This is a genomic window from Streptomyces kryoterrae, from assembly GCF_054072135.1.
Window position 1 is genome coordinate 9,008,002 of sequence record NZ_CM133358.1, and the last position, 14,563, is coordinate 9,022,564.

Below are 14,563 nucleotides of genomic sequence, written 5' to 3' on the forward strand. Positions count from 1 at the left end.
CGTCGGCACCGATCCTCGCAGGCGCGGGGGCAGATCGCCACCAGATCACGGGGCCTATGCTGTGCCAGAGCCCGGACGTCCGGTCACGCGGCACCGGGCCGGGGGGAGAAAACATGAGCCTTGGCGACATCTGGGCGATCATGTGCAGGCGTTGGTACTTCATGGTGCCCCTCACCCTGCTCAGCCTTTTCGCGGGCGGCTATCTGTACCGGACGATCCCGGTGTCCTACGAGTCGCAGAGTTCCGTCACGCTCCTCGACTCCACCGCGGTCGCCGATCTGGCGCCGACCTTCGGCAACCCCATATCGAACGCGGGCGGTTCACTGGTCGTCACGGCCGACGTACTGATCAGGACCCTCCAGTCGAGCGACTCGGCCAAGGAACTGCACTCCCGCGGGGTCACCGACCGGTACACGGCCGGGTTCGCGCCGGAGGCCGACAGCCCGCTGCTCACCCTGAGCGTCACCGGCACCGACCGGGCGAAGGTGCTGCGGGAGACCACCATCCTCACCAAGTTCACCGGGGAGCAGCTGAAGGCCCTGCAGGCCGCCTCCAAGGTGCCGGCGAAGTACTCCGTGCAGGCCGCACCGGTCGTGCTGCCGCAGACACCGGTCTCACAGTCGAAGGCCCGGTACCAGAACATCGCGTCCGTCCTCATCGTCGGGATCGTCAGCGCGTTCCTGCTGTCCATCCTGGCCGAGGGTGTCGCGGTGGTCCGCCGCCGGGGACGCGCCACGGCCGGATACGTGCCCAGGCGCCATCGCGCCCAGCCGCCCGAGCGGGAGCCCAGGGGCCTGCTGGTGCGGAGGCTGGACGCCACGACGATCCTCACCGGCTATCTGGCGCTGGCCTTCTTCGTCCCGTCCAACCTGACCCTGCCCGCGCTGGGCGGCGTCGGCACCCCGGCCAACGTCTTCGCACTGCTGGGGCTTCTCTGGTACCTCGCGACCTGGCTCGGCGGCCGTATCCGTCCCGCCGAGGGCACCAGGCTGCCGCGCGTGGCGATGTGCCTGCTCGCCGTGGCGGTGCTGCTGTCGTACCTCGCGGACGCGAGCCGCGACAGCTCGCACGAGGAGGTCCTCGGAGCCGACCGGGGGCTCATCGGGCTCGGCGTGTGGGTGGCGCTGGTGGTGCTGACCTCGGCCGGCATCCAGGATCGCGGCAGGCTGGAGACCCTGATGCGCCGGCTCGTCGTCCTGGGCACGGTGGTCGCCCTGATCGGCTACTACGACTTCTTCGCGGCGACCAACATCGCCGACTCCATCCACATCCCCGGTCTGCAGTCGAGCACCGCCGGGATCAGTGCCATGGACCGCGGCTCGTTCACCCGGCCGCGCTCCACCACGGCGCATCCGCTGGAGTTCGGCGGGATGCTGGCCATCCTCGTTCCCTTCGCCGTCCACCAGGCGTTCGATCCGGTACGCCGTCACGCCGGCGCGCTGCGCCGCTGGGCCCCGGTGGCGATCATGGCGGGTGCGCTTCCGCTGACGGTGTCCAGGACGTCGATCATCGGCGCCGCCATCGTGATCCTGGTGATGGTGCCCCGCTGGAAGCCGGAGCGTCGCTGGGCCGCGATCGGCATCGTGGTGGCCTCGGTGGCCGGCTTCAAGGTGATCATTCCCGGGCTGATCGGAACCATCACCAACCTGTTCGCCACCTTTTTCGCCGGTTCCGACAGCAGCACCCAGGCGCGCACCGTGAAGTACAGCGCGATTGTCCCCTATCTCGACGAACACCCCTGGTTCGGAAGGGGGTTCGGCACCTTCACCCCCGACCTGTACTTCTTCACCGACAACCAGTACATGCTGACCCTCGCCGAGATGGGCATCGTGGGGCTGATCGCGCTGCTCGCCCTGTTCGTCACCGGGATACACACCGGCGGCGCCATCCGCCGGCTCGCCCGCACCGAGTCGGACCGGGAACTCGGGCAGGCGTTCCTCGCCTCGGCGCTGGTCGCCCTGGTCATCAGCGCCACCTTCGACGCGCTCAGCTTCCCCATGTACGCCGGGATGTTCTTCCTGACCCTGGGGGCCGGCGGCAGCTACCTCGGCTTCATCCGCCGCGAGGCGGCCGAGGCCGAGGCAACCGCGAAGGCCCCAGCTCTCCCTGAGGCATCCGAAGCCGAGCTCCCCCAACTCGTGGAGTCCCGATGAGCCCCGTCGCCGTCATCGTCGTCACCTGGAACAGTGCCTCGGTGCTTCCCGGGTTCCTCGCCGCGCTTCCCGACGGCATGGCCGGCCTCGACTGGCGCCTCGTCGTCGCCGACAACGACTCCGCCGACGACACCGTCGAGGTTCTCCGGACACTGGCCCCCGACGCCACCGTCGTCCAGACCGGCCGCAACGCCGGGTACGCGGCCGGGGTCAACGCGGCGCTGGGTGCGGCCGGTGAGTACGGGACCGTCCTCATCTGCAACCCCGACATCCGGATGCGGGAGGGCTGCGCCAAACGCCTCGTCGACAGTCTCGGCGAAGGTGTCGGCATCGCCGTACCCCTTCTGTACGAAGAGGGCAGCGACACACCCCACCGCTCGCTGCGCCGCGAGTCGAGTGTGACCCGGGCGCTCGGCGAAGCCCTCATCGGGAACACCAGGGCCGGACGGTTCCCGCGCCTGAGCGAGCTGGTCACCGACCCCGCCGCGTACCGGCGGCCCACGCGCGCGGACTGGGCGACCGGCGCGCTCATGGCCATCTCGGCGGACTGCCTGGCCGCTTGCGGCCTGTGGGACGAGTCCTTCTTCCTCTACTCGGAGGAGACCGAGTACTGCCTGCGCGCCCGCGACCGCGGCTACGCCACCCAGTTGGAGCCCACAGCCGAGGCCGTTCACCTGGGCGGCGACTCCCAGGTGTCACCCCGCCTGTGGACCCTGCTCACCCTCAACCGCGTCCGCCTGTACCGCCAACGCCACGGTGCCCTGCCCACAGCGGCCTTCCGTACGGCGGTCCTGCTCCGGGAGACCTCGCGGGCGGCGCTGGGCCGCCCGGCCGCCCGCGCGGCGGCAGCCGCGCTGGCCCGACCGGGCGCCCTGCGCAACACGCCGGGCCCATAACAGCGAGCGTCCACAGGGGCGCCCTATAGGGGCGCGGGGAACTGCGCGACAAGCCACGACGGCGCCGCAGAAGGCCGACAACAGATAGCGGTACCCCCTCAGCCAGTACTCCGTGGCCGGCACACCATGGCAACGAAATCGTGCCCCACGTCGGGGAGGACCGCGTCCTCCAAAGCAAAGCACCGTTCCAGCAGCGCCAGCGTCGCAGGCTCCTGGTCAAGGAAGTTGTGCGCGATCCCCGAGAACGCGATGTGCAGCACCGTACCCCCGTACGGCCGTTCCTCGACGACGTCGAACTCGCGCCGCAGGCCCGGCAGCAGCGCCGCCGCGTCGACCGCCTCCGAGGGGTCGTCCAGCACCATCGACAGCCTGCTGGGCCGCACGACACGGTGTTTGGTCCGGCCGTCGGCCAGGCGCCGACGCTCCTCGGGCAGCCGGGCCAGGAGGTCGTTCGCCGCCTCCAGTTGGCCGTCGGTCCACTGGAACCGGGTGGGGCCGACGAACTCGTCGACCACGAACGTCCCACCGGGTTCGATCAGTTGGGAGAGCCGGGGCAGGGTCTCGTCGAGGTCGTCGAAATGGTGCAGCGACTGCAGGCCGAGCAGTACGTCGAAGCGTTCCCCGTCGCCGGCCATCCGGTTGACGTCACTGACCCGGAAGCGCAGGACGTCGGAGAGGCCGTGCTCGGCGGCGGCGCGGGTGGCGAAGTCGATCCGCTGCTGCGCCACGTCCACGCCCTCCAGGAGGCCGAACGCGCCGGTCTTCGCCCAGAGCAGTTCGTTGCCGCCGGTGCCGCACCCCAGCGACAGGCCGCGCAGACCGGTGCGCGGCGCGAAGTGCTCGGCGGCCACGTACTCGGGAAAGGAGGTGTCGGGGTCGCCGGTCATCAGCAGGTTCCAGCGTTTGACGACCGCCGGTATCGCCCACCACTCGGTCAGCGACGGGTCCACCTGGGACCAGTGCTGGACCACTCGCGCACCGCCCCGCACCCGTAACTTGGCCAGCACCGGGTCGAGTTCCCATCGCCGAACCTTGCGCAGTAACCGGTCCGCGTCATGTCTGTTGACCAGGTTGTTCAGCATACGGGCTCCGTTCTGACGGCTATGAGTGACTTCGGGGCACCGAGCACCCGCTCGCTGAGGAGCACCGAACCAGGGAACAGATAGCGCATTTCGGTGCGGGTCAGCAGCTCGATGTTGATCACCGCGTCCATCGCCGACTCCGGGCTGTCGGGGCGGCTGTGGACAAGCGGCCAGCGGCGTACGAGACGCGCCCTGGCGGCGAGCGGCAGGAACTGGAAGCCGGGCGCCACGAAGTGGGGCTCGACGGGGAAGTACCGGTACGGCGTCTGGATCCAGTGCAGCGGCGCCAGTGACTCGACGGCCGAGACGAACTTCCGGCGCTGGCTGTGGCCGCCCACGTGCTCGATGGTCGAGTTGGAGAACACCAGGTCGTAGCCGCCCTTGGCGCTCAGCTCGGCGGCGACCGCCTCGTCGGTGACGTCGGCGACCTCCGCGGTGATCCAGTCGGGGAGTTCGGCGGGATGCTCCGCCAGGTTGATCAGGTGGACGTGCTTGGCGCGCAGGGGTGCGCGCAGCCACATGTCGGCCGTCCCGCCCAGGTCCACGACGCTCATGTTCTCGATGCCGGGGAAGCACCGTCGAAACCGCTCCCAGCGGGCGACGCGCATACGTTCGCCCAGTGAGCCGGGTGCGTCGACGAACTTGTTCCTGAGGGCGCGGGAGCGGGGCATGGGATCAACCACCTGTGTTCGGAACGGGAGGGGAGCAGCGGGGGAGGAGCAACGGTCGGAGGAGCAGGGCGGCTTCATCCGGACGTCACCACCGGGTGTAGAAGCTGGCCGGGTTCACCAGATAGCGGACGGTGGGGTGCGGCACATGGAGCACCCGGTGCCTACGGGCGTACCGGTGGATCAGCTCCCAGTCCTCCCGGGGCATCACCTCCGGTGTCCGGCGCAGACGGCTGAAGCGCAGGGAGCGATTGCGGCGGCCGACGAAGGCGTTGGTGTCCAGGAAGGATTCGCGGGCGGCCCGGCGCCGGTCGTAGGGCACCGAAAGGACGTCCCGCTCGCTTCCGTCGGCCAGGACGCGGCGCAGCGCCGTGTAGACGCCGTCGGGCCCGTCGGGGGACTCCAGGACCGCCAGCGTCCGTTCCAGATGGTCGGGTTCCCACAGGTTGTCGTCGTCCAGGAACGCCACGTACCGCGACCGGCTGAGGCGGATGCCCACGTTGCGCACGACCCCCGCCACGCCGGTGTTGTGAGCCAGCGAGACGGCGAACAGCCTTGGATCGTCAGGGAGTTCGGGCAGTCCGGCGCCGTCGTCGACCACGATCACGACCTGGTCGCGCATGGTCTGGTCCAGAGCCGAGCGCACCGCGGCTCGCAGCGCCTCCGGTCGTCGGTGGGTGGCGATCACCGTGGCGACGAGCGCCGAGGGCGGCGCCGGCAGGCCGGCGCCCAGCCGTCGGGTCTCGGCGTTCTCGATCCGGCGCAGCCGCACCGCGGTGGGTGCCAGCAGGACCTTGTTCCTGGCCTCGAAGAGCACCAGCCAGCCGAACAGCGCCTTGAGGAGTGTCCAGGGCGCCCGTGCGACACGGCGCATGACGCCGCTCACGACGACGGCTCGGGCTGGACGAGGCGGCCGTCGGACATCCGGTTGTTCCGCCACATGTTTCCGGCGCCGCCCGCGTTCCAGTGGGCGACCACGCCGTAGCCGCCGGAGCCGGGGTGGTACTCCGTCGAGAAGATGTTGTCGGTGACCCTGATCCCGGTGGCGCCCGTGTCACCGCCGTACAGGGCGTACGCGCCGCCGGCGATCCAGTTGTCGTCCACGGTGACGTTGCGGACCACGCCGGTGTCCGCGAACAGGCCGATGCTGCCCGAGGCACCCTGCTTGAGGCTGGTCGGGTTCAGCAGGGTGTTGTGGCGGATGATCAGGTGGCCGGTGTTGCCGCCGCCGCTGATCACCGTGTTGGTGTGCTGCCACTCGCCGCCCAGGTTGATGAACGGCTCGATGTCGTGCACGTAGTTGTCGTGCAGGTTCCCCTGCCCCATGGACAGGGCGTCGCCGTACACCGAGACGTCGCACCAGCCGACCTCGATGGAGCTGACCCCCATGTTCGACACCGCGTAGTCCACGCCCCCGTTGTCCGGCCCCTTGCCGGGCACGGCCGTGATGGTGGAGTGCAGGACCTTCAGGCCGCTGAATCCGGGGCGCAGGTTGATGCCCCACCAGCTGTCCGACGTGATCCTGGTGTCGATGACGGTGACGTTGTTCGCGTAGATGTCGAGCGTGCCGGTGATGTCCTGGCCCCGGATGACGAGCCCGTTGGTACGGACGGCCCAGTACCCGGTCCTGTGGGGCTTGAGGGCGGTCCGCGGTCCGGTGGTGTCGGCGTCGGGGAAGCCGCAGTCGCCGGGCGAGGCGCAGTCGGTCCTGGCCGCCGGGGCGCCGGACGCCTTGCCGGTGCCTGGCGTCGCGGTCGGTTTCCGGGACGGAGTGGGCCTGGTGGTCGGGGTGGGCTTCTTCGTCGGGGACGGCGACGCGGTGGGGCTGCTCGTCGCCTCGCCGACACTGGCCGACGGATCCGGGCTCGGTGACGCCGGGGCCCCGCTCGTACGGCAGGTCGGCCCGTCGTCCTGGCAGTCCTGCGACAGGGACCGGTCCGATCCCGATCCCGAGCAGGCCGCGCCGAGGACCGCCAGCAGCGCCGCGAGCAGCAGTCCCACGAGCGAGTTCCGGCTGATGCGCCGTGACATCGGGTTCACCTCATGTCCTCTTGGGGAGGCCGGACCGATGCGGAGGACCGGTGCCGGCCGTGGTGGGGCCGGTCGCCGCGGTCGACACCGCGCAGGAAGTCACGGCTGGGCAGTACGCACAGCGTGTAGCCGGCCAGGGCGATCGTGCTGATGGCGAGAAGCGCGAGCCGGCCGTCGCCGAACAGCCGCTGCAGGCCGAGGACGATCGCGGCCATCACGGCCCCGCCCATGAAGGGCCACGAGCAGGCCCTGGCGATCCGGCCGAAGCCGATGCCACCACGGCTGAGGGCGACCAGGAACACGGGCACCACCAGGCCGCCGGCGACCAGGACATGGGCCTGCGAGACCCCGACGATGCCGTTCATACGGGCGGCGACGAGCAGCACCGGGACCAGGGCCGCGAGCCACAGGCCCTGCACCAGGAAGAGCGAGCGGCGCTGGCCGATCGCGACCAGACAGTCGTAGGCGAGTTCGCTGCCGATGCGGATCAGGCCGAGAACCATCAGCCAGGGCAGTGCCGCGGCGGCGGGGCCCCACCGGTCTCCGTAGATCGTCACGATGGCCGGCTCCGCGAGACAGGCCAGCAGGACGCACAGCGGGACGGTGCCGGTGATCACCACACCCAGGGCCCGGCTGAAGCCCTGGGCGAGCGCCTGCGGTGAGTCGGCCAGGCGGGAGAAGCCGGCGAAGGAGACCCGGCGGGCGGCCTCGGAGATGATCCGCACGGGCCAGCCCGACATGTTGAAGGCGAGCACGTAGAAGCCCAGCGACACATTGCCCAGCGTCGCGCCCACCACCATGGTGTCGACGTTGACCACCGCCAGGGCCAGCATGCTCGCCCCCGCCAGCGGCAGTCCGAACCTGAGCAGCGCCCGGGCCTGATCGGGGTCCCAGCCGAACTTCAGGGTGCCCGGCGCCGCCAGCCAGCAGCCGAACAGCGTCACGACGTTCCCCGCCACGGCTCCCCAGGCGAAGCTCATCGCGCCCCAGCCCTCGAAGGCCAGCAGCAGCGTCACCGAGGTGCTGACCACGAAGTTGAGGGCGTCGACGATCATCCGCTTGCCCTGGGCGAACTCCCGGGTGAGGAAACCGGCCGGCACCTGCGCCACCCCGTCGATCACCACACACAGGCACATCACCCGCAGTACGCCCGCGGCGTCCGGCGAGCCGAGCAGGCCCGCCACCGTCGGCGCCGCCGCGAACAGCGCCACGTACAGCAGGCCGCTGGAGAGGGCGCTGAGGGTCAGTACGGTCGGTGCGAACCGCCGGGCGTCGCCCTCCCAGCGCACGATGGCCAGGCCCACGCCCAGCTCGTTCGCGGACAGCAGGACCAGCAGCACCGTCTGGGCGATGCCGTAGACACCCCACTCCGCCGGTCCGAGGGCGAAGCGCGCCAGCAGGATGCCGGTCGCGAAGTTGCCCAGCCGCATGACGACGGTGTTGATCAGGCTCCAGCGGGCAGCCGAACGGACCTTCCCGCCCAGGGAGGGGGCAGCGGGCGGAGCGGGGGTGTCGCTGGGTTCAGCGGTCCCGCTGTCCGGTGTGCGAACGCTGTCCATGAGTCGACTCCTCGTCGAGCGGCTCGGCGGCGGGTGCCACGACCGTGGCGGCCCGCCCCGCTCTCGGCTCCGCGGCAGGCCTGTTGGCGGACCGCGCCCAGGCGGGCGGGGTGCGCAGAGCGATCGTCTGTTCCGCGACCGACTCCTCGGCCGCCGGCCGGGGGGCGGTCGCGCGGGACTCGGCCGCCGGCGCCGCCTCGGGGGCGTCGACCGGCTGCGCGGCCTGCTGTGCGACTTCCTCCGGGTTCGCCACCGGGTGCGTCCGGCGGCGCGCCTCCACGTAGAAGACGGCGATCAGGCTCAGCACCAGGCCCATACCGCCGGCCATGATCATGTACTCGAGCCTGGTCTTGGTCTGCGCCACCGGCGGCTGCGGGTTCACGATCGGCCACAGCCGGATCATGGCCTGCGGCTCGACCGACTGCTGTTCCTGGAACTGCTTCAGCCGGTCCCCCGCATACGCGGTCAGAATGCGGTCCGAGGCCAGGACCGAGTCCCTGTCGGTGCCGGTGACCGTGAGCCACATGAGCGGCCCCTGCGCGTTGTCGGCGATCTTGGCCTCGAACGTACCCGTGGCACCACGGGACTTGAGCTCCCGGACGGAACTGTCCGAGTTGAGGTTACGGGCCAGACTGTCGGCCATGCCGGTGAGCGAGGTCTGCGTGCTGAGGAAGGGGTTGCCGCCGTAGGCCACGGTGGCCTTCTGCGAGTTGAGAAGTTGCACCGTGCTCTGCGACTGATAGGTGACCGGAACCAGCATCACCACGGCGGCCACCAGACCGGCGGTCAGCAGCAGTCCGGGCAACAGGACGTACCAGCGCCTGCGCGTGACACGGAAGATCTCAGCGAGATCCATGGCGGTCCCCCATTGCGGCCAAATGTTCTACGAGCATGTGTTTCAAGCGGATCATATGGGGAACGTGCGGTCCCTGGCTCCCGGCTGGTCGGTCGGTCTCTGCCGGGTGCTCGCGGTGCCCCCCTCCAGCAGCACATCGGCGATCCGGTCGCTCGCGCGGCCGTCCCACAGGTCGGGCCTGCGCGGTGCGGGCGGAGCGTCCAGTACCCGGTTCACGGTGGACACGATCCGCGCCGGATCCCGGCCGGCCAGCACATTGGTGCCCTGTTCGACGGTGATGGGCCGCTCGGTGTTGTCCCGCAGGGTCACACACGGCACGCCCAGCGCGGTGGTCTCCTCCTGGATGCCACCGGAGTCCGTCAGCACGATGCGGGCGGAGTCCTGCAGGGCGATGAAGTCCAGGTATCCGGCGGGCGGTACGAGCCGGATGCCCCCGGGGACGCCGATCTCGGCCAGCCGCTGCGAGGCGCGCGGGTGCACGGGCAGCAGGAGCGGGCAGCGGCCGGCGATCTCGCCCAGGGCCTTCAGCAGCGCGGCCAGGACCTCCGGGTCGTCCACGTTGGCGGGACGGTGCAGGGTGACCAGGCCGTACTCGCCCTTGGACAGGCCGTACCGGTCGAGAACGTCCGAGGCCCTGGCCCGCTCCAGGTTGGCCAGCAAAGTGTCGATCATGACGTTGCCGACCAGGTGGATCTGGTCGTCCCGGTACCCCTCCGCGCGCAGGTTGTCGACGGCGTCGGGCGACGGGGCCAGCAGATAGTCGCTGACCCGGTCGGTGGCGACGCGGTTGACCTCCTCCGGCATGCTCCAGTCGCGGCTGCGCAGACCGGCCTCGACGTGGGCCAGCAGCGGCCCGGCCTTCGCGGTGACCAGGGCGCAGGCCAGGGTGGAGTTGATGTCGCCGACCACCACGACGATGTCCGGGGACACCTCGTCGAGGAGCGGTTCGAACGCGGTCATCACGCGTCCGGTCTGCTCGGCGTGGCTGCCGGAGCCGACCCCGAGGAAGCGGTCGGGCGGCCGGATGCCGAGGTCGGCGAAGAACACGTCGTTCATGGCCGGGTCGTAGTGCTGGCCGGTGTGGACGAGGATCACCTCGGCGCCCCGGCTTTCCAGGGCGTCCATCACCGGTTTGATCTTCATGTAGTTGGGGCGCGCCCCGGCGACGCAGACGACTCGCGTCATGTTCAGAGCACCTCGATCGTGGGGCCCGCCGACAGCCGGCGGCGGCAGTCGAGGACAAAGGGGGCGTGTTCGGTGATGAGTTCGTAGTCGAAGCTGTCGTGGTCGGTGAGCAGGACCACCACGTCGGCGGCCGTCAGCTCCTCCGGGGTCGGTTCGACCCGCACCAGCCGGCTGTCCACCGGCAGACTCTCGACCACGTGCGGGTCCGCCGCCCTGACCTGGGCCCCCATGTCGAGCAGCAGCTGGGAGATCCGCAGGGCGGGCGACTCACGGGCGTCGCTGGTGTTCTTCTTGTACGCCAGCCCGAGCAGCAGGACGCGTGAGCCGTTCACCGAACGACGTCTGTCGTTGAACAGGTCGCTGATACGGCGCGTCACGTACTCGGGCATGTGGTTGTTGATGTCGTTGGCGAGCTCCACGAAGCGGAAGCTCTGGCCGAGTTCGCGCTGCACCCGCCAGGACAGGTACGAGGGGTCGATCGGCAGGCAGTGGCCGCCGACACCCGGTCCGGGCGTGAACTTCATGAAGCCGAAGGGCTTGGTGGAGGCCGCGTCGATGGCCTGCCAGACGTCGATGTCCAGGTGGTGGGCGAACATCGCGATCTCGTTGACCAGCGCGATGTTCACATGCCGGAAGGTGTTCTCCAGCAGCTTGGCGAGCTCGGCCTCCTTGGGTGAGCTCACCGGCACGGTGGTGTCGACGAGCTGCGCGTAGAAGTCCTGAACGGCCTTGAGTGAGGCCTCGTTGACCCCGGACACGACCTTCGGGGTCTCCTTGAACCCCCAGACGGCGTTTCCGGGGTCGATCCGCTCCGGGCTGTACCCGAGGTGGAAGTCGGCGCCCGCGGCGAGGCCCGAGCCGTCCTCCAGGATCGGCGCGAACAGCTCCTGGGTGGTGCCGGGATAGGTCGTCGACTCCAGGACGACGGTGGCTCCCGGGCGCAGGTACCGGGCGAGGGTGACCGCCGACTCCCTGATGTACCGGAGGTCGGGAGTGCCCTCGTGCAGCGGGGTCGGCACGGTCACCACGGCGATGTCGAAACCGCCGCAGTCGCGGGCCGACTCGCTCGGGCGGTACGAGCCGTTGTCCAGGGCCGCGCGGATCCGCTCGGAGGAGACGTCCTCGACGAAGGACTCACCGGCGGCGAGGGTCTTGATCCGCCGGGAGTCGACGTCGTAGCCGATCACCTCGTGTCCGACCTCGGCGGCGCGGATGGCCAGCGGCAGACCGACGTATCCCTGTCCGACCACGACGACACGCATCAGTTGCTCCTGTTCGCGGAGGCGGATGACGGGGTGAGCCGGATGAGCTCCCGCGCCGTCATGAGGAGGAAGGCGGCATTGGTGGTGACGTAGCGCCGGCCGAGGCGGCGCGGCTCCTGCAGTGCGCGGTAGAGCCACTCGACTCCCAGCCGCTGCCAGACCACTGGGGCCCGCCTGGTGATTCCGGCCAGGATGTCGAAGGAGCCGCCGACGCCGTGCACGACGCGGGCGCCGGTGCGTTCGCCGTAGGCGGCGGTGAAGATCTCCTTCTTCGGCGAGGTCATGCCGAGGAACAGCATCTGGGCGCCGCTGTCGGCGATCGCGCCGGCGATGGATTCCTGCTGGGAGTCGTCGAAGTAGCCGTTGCGGCTGCCGGCCACCTTCAGGCCGGGGAAGCGGTCGGCCACCCGGCGCAGCATCTCCTCCAGCACCTCTTCCTTGGCGCCCAGGAAGTACACGGAGATGCCCGCCGACTCGGACTCTGCCAGCAGCCGCATGAACAGGTCGATACCGGCCACCCGTTCCGGCAGCGGGGCGCGCAGCAGCCGGCCGGCCCAGACCACGGCCTGTCCGTCGGCGACAACGAGATCGCAGCCGGCCACCGCGTCGGCGAGCCGCGGATCACGCCGCATGTTCACCAGCTTCGCGGCGTTGACCACCCCGATCTCCAGCTGTCTTCCGTCACGGACCGCTTCGAGGCAGCGCCGCACGGTCTCGTCCATGGTCAGCGGGTCCAGCTCGACCCCGAACAGGGTCTGGCGCTCGCTCATATTCGTCCCCCAAGCCAGGCGTGCAGCATCCAGCCGAATTCGTACGGCCGGCATTCGCGGTCCACGGAAACCGGGCGGTACACCCGGTCCAGGGACTTCAGCCGGAGGTTCGGAGCGACTCGGGTGCCGAGTCCCCGGGCGGCGCGTACCGCCTTCTTCGGGTCGCCCCGGTAGACCTTGCGCCAGGTGACGCCGAGCTCGTCGAGGATCATCGGCTCCTCGTTCCCTGCGGCCAGTTCGGGCACGTCCGTCATCCAGCGCAGGCCCTTGCGGATCGACGGGCCGAAGTCGCTGCCGCCCGCGTCGGTCAGATCGAACAGGGCGGTCGGCGCCATCGCGTGCTGGTGGACGCTGTAGACCGGGTAGCCCTCCACGACACCGCCGGTGCGCGCGTCGTAGTGCCACCACCACTGCCCACCGTCGCCCTGCAGTTCACAGATGCGCGCCGCGCACGCCTCGGACGCGGCCAGCGCCTCCGGATCGCCGCTGTCGCTGGCGTGTGCCCGGGCCAGGGCCTGGAGCGGATACGTCTGGTCGGCGAAGCAGCTCACATGCGACCTGTACCAGGGCACCAGGCCGGGCCCGGTGGCGTGCGGGAACAGCGGGCTGTCCCCGATCCGGGCCCGCAGAAGGCGGTCCCGAGCTGCGGTGAAACGTCTCTCCACGTCGACCGTGCCGCGCGCCGCAGCGAGGGCGGACAGCACCCACGCCGCTTCGACGGTGTACTGCGGCCGGCCCTCGTCGTCCAGGGCGTCCACCTGCGCGAGGGCGTCGGACAACTTGGGGTGGTCGGTCTCGGCGGCGGCCCACGCGATCAGCGCCGCGTCACCGAGGTTGGTCACCGTGGGCAGCGACTGGACCAGCAGACCCGTGAACTCCTGCGCCGTGTGACCACCGAGCACCGCGCGCTGGCGGTCCTCGGGGAGGTACTGGGCGCCCAGCACGGTGATGGCCGCGTACCGGGTGCTGGTCCCGCGCCGCTCCAAGGTCCAGGAACCGCCGGTGGCCTCCCGGCCGATCATGGTGAAGACGAAGGTCTCACCGCCGGGGAGCAGCATCGACGGCAGCCCCGACTCGGCGACCGTGAGGAGCCGTTGGGCGAGCGCGAGCAGCGGTGGTTCCGCACGGCCGAGCGCTGTCAGACGTGTGGTGGTCATGTTTTGGGCACACCAACCCCCCTGTGGGTCCTGTGGTGAACAGACTGGTAACCGCCGCGGCACGAAATGGGCACGCGGCGGAATCAAACGTCAGACATCGTGTATCGGACGTCAGGAATCAGACATCAGACGTCCGGTGTCGGACGTAAAGCGCCGGAGCGGCTGTCGCTCCTCGCTTTTGGCACAGGCGTATCCACCCGGTAACCCCCCCTGGGCACTGGTCAGTGTGCTCATTGTGCGTGGTCTGCATGCTTCGCACACATGTTATGCCTGTAGATGTTCGAAGATTTGCGTTTTGTGGGGCGCGGAAGTTACGCGCGCTCGACGAGTTCGCCGTCCTTCTCCTCGTGCAGCGCGCCCGTCTCGGGGCACTCCCATACGCCCGACTCGCCCGCCCGCTCGGTGAGTCGTACGCCGGCCCGGCCGACCCAGCCGATCCGGCGCGCGGGGACGCCGACCACGAGCGCGAAGTCCGGCACGTCCCGGGTCACCACGGCGCCGGCGGCGACGAGCGCCCAACGGCCGATGCGCACCGGCGCCACACACACCGAGCGGGCCCCCACCGACGCGCCCTCGCCGACGACCACCGCCACGGCCTCCCAGTCGCCGCCGCGCTTCAGCCGGCCCTCCGGGTCCACCGAGCGGGGGAAGTGATCGTTGGTGAAAACCGCGGCCGGGCCGACGAACACCCCGTCGCCGAGCACCGCGGGTTCGTAGACCAGCGCGTAGTTCTGGAGCTTCACGTTGTCGCCGATCCGCACCCCCGGGCCGACATACGCTCCCCGGCCCACGATGCACCCGCTGCCCAGTTGGGCGTCCTCCCGTATCTGGGCCAGATCCCAGACCGTCGTCCCGTCGCCGATCGTGGCCGTTTCGTCGACCTGGGCGGTCGGCTGGATCCTGGAACTCACCTGGTGGAACCTTTCTTCTCGCGGGGCAACAAC

At 70.2% G+C, this 14,563-nt stretch carries 13 protein-coding genes; 2 read left to right on the plus strand and 11 right to left on the minus strand.

Annotated features, from left to right (window positions below; genetic code table 11):
* Positions 1-113 precede the first annotated feature (113 nt).
* Both ACW4TU_RS40090 and ACW4TU_RS40095 read left to right on the plus strand, forming a co-directional pair.
* Positions 114-2,153: an O-antigen ligase family protein gene (locus tag ACW4TU_RS40090; protein ID WP_457421605.1), complete on the plus strand. Its 2,040-nt coding sequence runs from the start codon at positions 114-116 to the stop codon at positions 2,151-2,153.
* Positions 2,150-3,049 (plus strand): glycosyltransferase family 2 protein, encoded by a 900-nt coding sequence (locus tag ACW4TU_RS40095; protein WP_457421607.1) that lies wholly within the window; start codon positions 2,150-2,152, stop codon positions 3,047-3,049. The genes ACW4TU_RS40090 and ACW4TU_RS40095 overlap by 4 nt, the downstream gene beginning before the upstream one ends.
* A gap of 98 nt (positions 3,050-3,147) precedes the next feature.
* On the opposite strand, the gene ACW4TU_RS40100 is transcribed toward ACW4TU_RS40095, so the two are convergent.
* The 11 genes from ACW4TU_RS40100 to ACW4TU_RS40150 form a co-directional block, all read right to left on the minus strand.
* Positions 3,148-4,131 (minus strand): class I SAM-dependent methyltransferase, encoded by a 984-nt coding sequence (locus ACW4TU_RS40100; protein WP_457421609.1) that lies wholly within the window; start codon positions 4,129-4,131, stop codon positions 3,148-3,150.
* The gene (locus ACW4TU_RS40105; protein WP_457421611.1) at positions 4,125-4,802 is read right to left on the minus strand and encodes a class I SAM-dependent methyltransferase; all 678 of its coding nucleotides are present in this window, start codon (positions 4,800-4,802) and stop codon (positions 4,125-4,127) included. The genes ACW4TU_RS40100 and ACW4TU_RS40105 overlap by 7 nt, the downstream gene beginning before the upstream one ends.
* 85 nt (positions 4,803-4,887) lie before the next feature.
* Positions 4,888-5,673 (minus strand): glycosyltransferase family 2 protein, encoded by a 786-nt coding sequence (locus tag ACW4TU_RS40110; protein WP_457421613.1) that lies wholly within the window; start codon positions 5,671-5,673, stop codon positions 4,888-4,890.
* A gap of 8 nt (positions 5,674-5,681) precedes the next feature.
* Positions 5,682-6,830: a hypothetical protein gene (locus ACW4TU_RS40115; RefSeq protein ID WP_457421615.1), complete on the minus strand. Its 1,149-nt coding sequence runs from the start codon at positions 6,828-6,830 to the stop codon at positions 5,682-5,684.
* A gap of 5 nt (positions 6,831-6,835) precedes the next feature.
* Positions 6,836-8,389: a lipopolysaccharide biosynthesis protein gene (locus ACW4TU_RS40120; protein WP_457421617.1), complete on the minus strand. Its 1,554-nt coding sequence runs from the start codon at positions 8,387-8,389 to the stop codon at positions 6,836-6,838.
* Positions 8,352-9,245: a YveK family protein gene (locus ACW4TU_RS40125; RefSeq protein WP_457421619.1), complete on the minus strand. Its 894-nt coding sequence runs from the start codon at positions 9,243-9,245 to the stop codon at positions 8,352-8,354. Before ACW4TU_RS40125 ends, ACW4TU_RS40120 begins: the two co-directional genes overlap by 38 nt.
* Before the next feature lie 51 nt (positions 9,246-9,296).
* Positions 9,297-10,430, minus strand: coding sequence for a non-hydrolyzing UDP-N-acetylglucosamine 2-epimerase (gene wecB / locus ACW4TU_RS40130; RefSeq protein ID WP_457421621.1), 1,134 nt, complete (start codon positions 10,428-10,430; stop codon positions 9,297-9,299).
* A 2-nt stretch (positions 10,431-10,432) separates the two neighbouring features.
* Positions 10,433-11,692: a nucleotide sugar dehydrogenase gene (locus tag ACW4TU_RS40135; RefSeq protein ID WP_457421623.1), complete on the minus strand. Its 1,260-nt coding sequence runs from the start codon at positions 11,690-11,692 to the stop codon at positions 10,433-10,435.
* A complete protein-coding gene (locus ACW4TU_RS40140; RefSeq protein WP_457421625.1) occupies positions 11,692-12,462 on the minus strand; it encodes a WecB/TagA/CpsF family glycosyltransferase in 771 nt (256 codons plus the stop codon). Before ACW4TU_RS40140 ends, ACW4TU_RS40135 begins: the two co-directional genes overlap by 1 nt.
* Positions 12,459-13,619, minus strand: a complete 1,161-nt coding sequence (locus ACW4TU_RS40145; RefSeq protein ID WP_457421627.1) for a hypothetical protein — start codon at positions 13,617-13,619, stop codon at positions 12,459-12,461. Before ACW4TU_RS40145 ends, ACW4TU_RS40140 begins: the two co-directional genes overlap by 4 nt.
* A gap of 311 nt (positions 13,620-13,930) precedes the next feature.
* Positions 13,931-14,530, minus strand: a complete 600-nt coding sequence (locus tag ACW4TU_RS40150) for an acyltransferase (RefSeq protein ID WP_457421629.1) — start codon at positions 14,528-14,530, stop codon at positions 13,931-13,933.
* Positions 14,531-14,563: the final 33 nt, after the last annotated feature.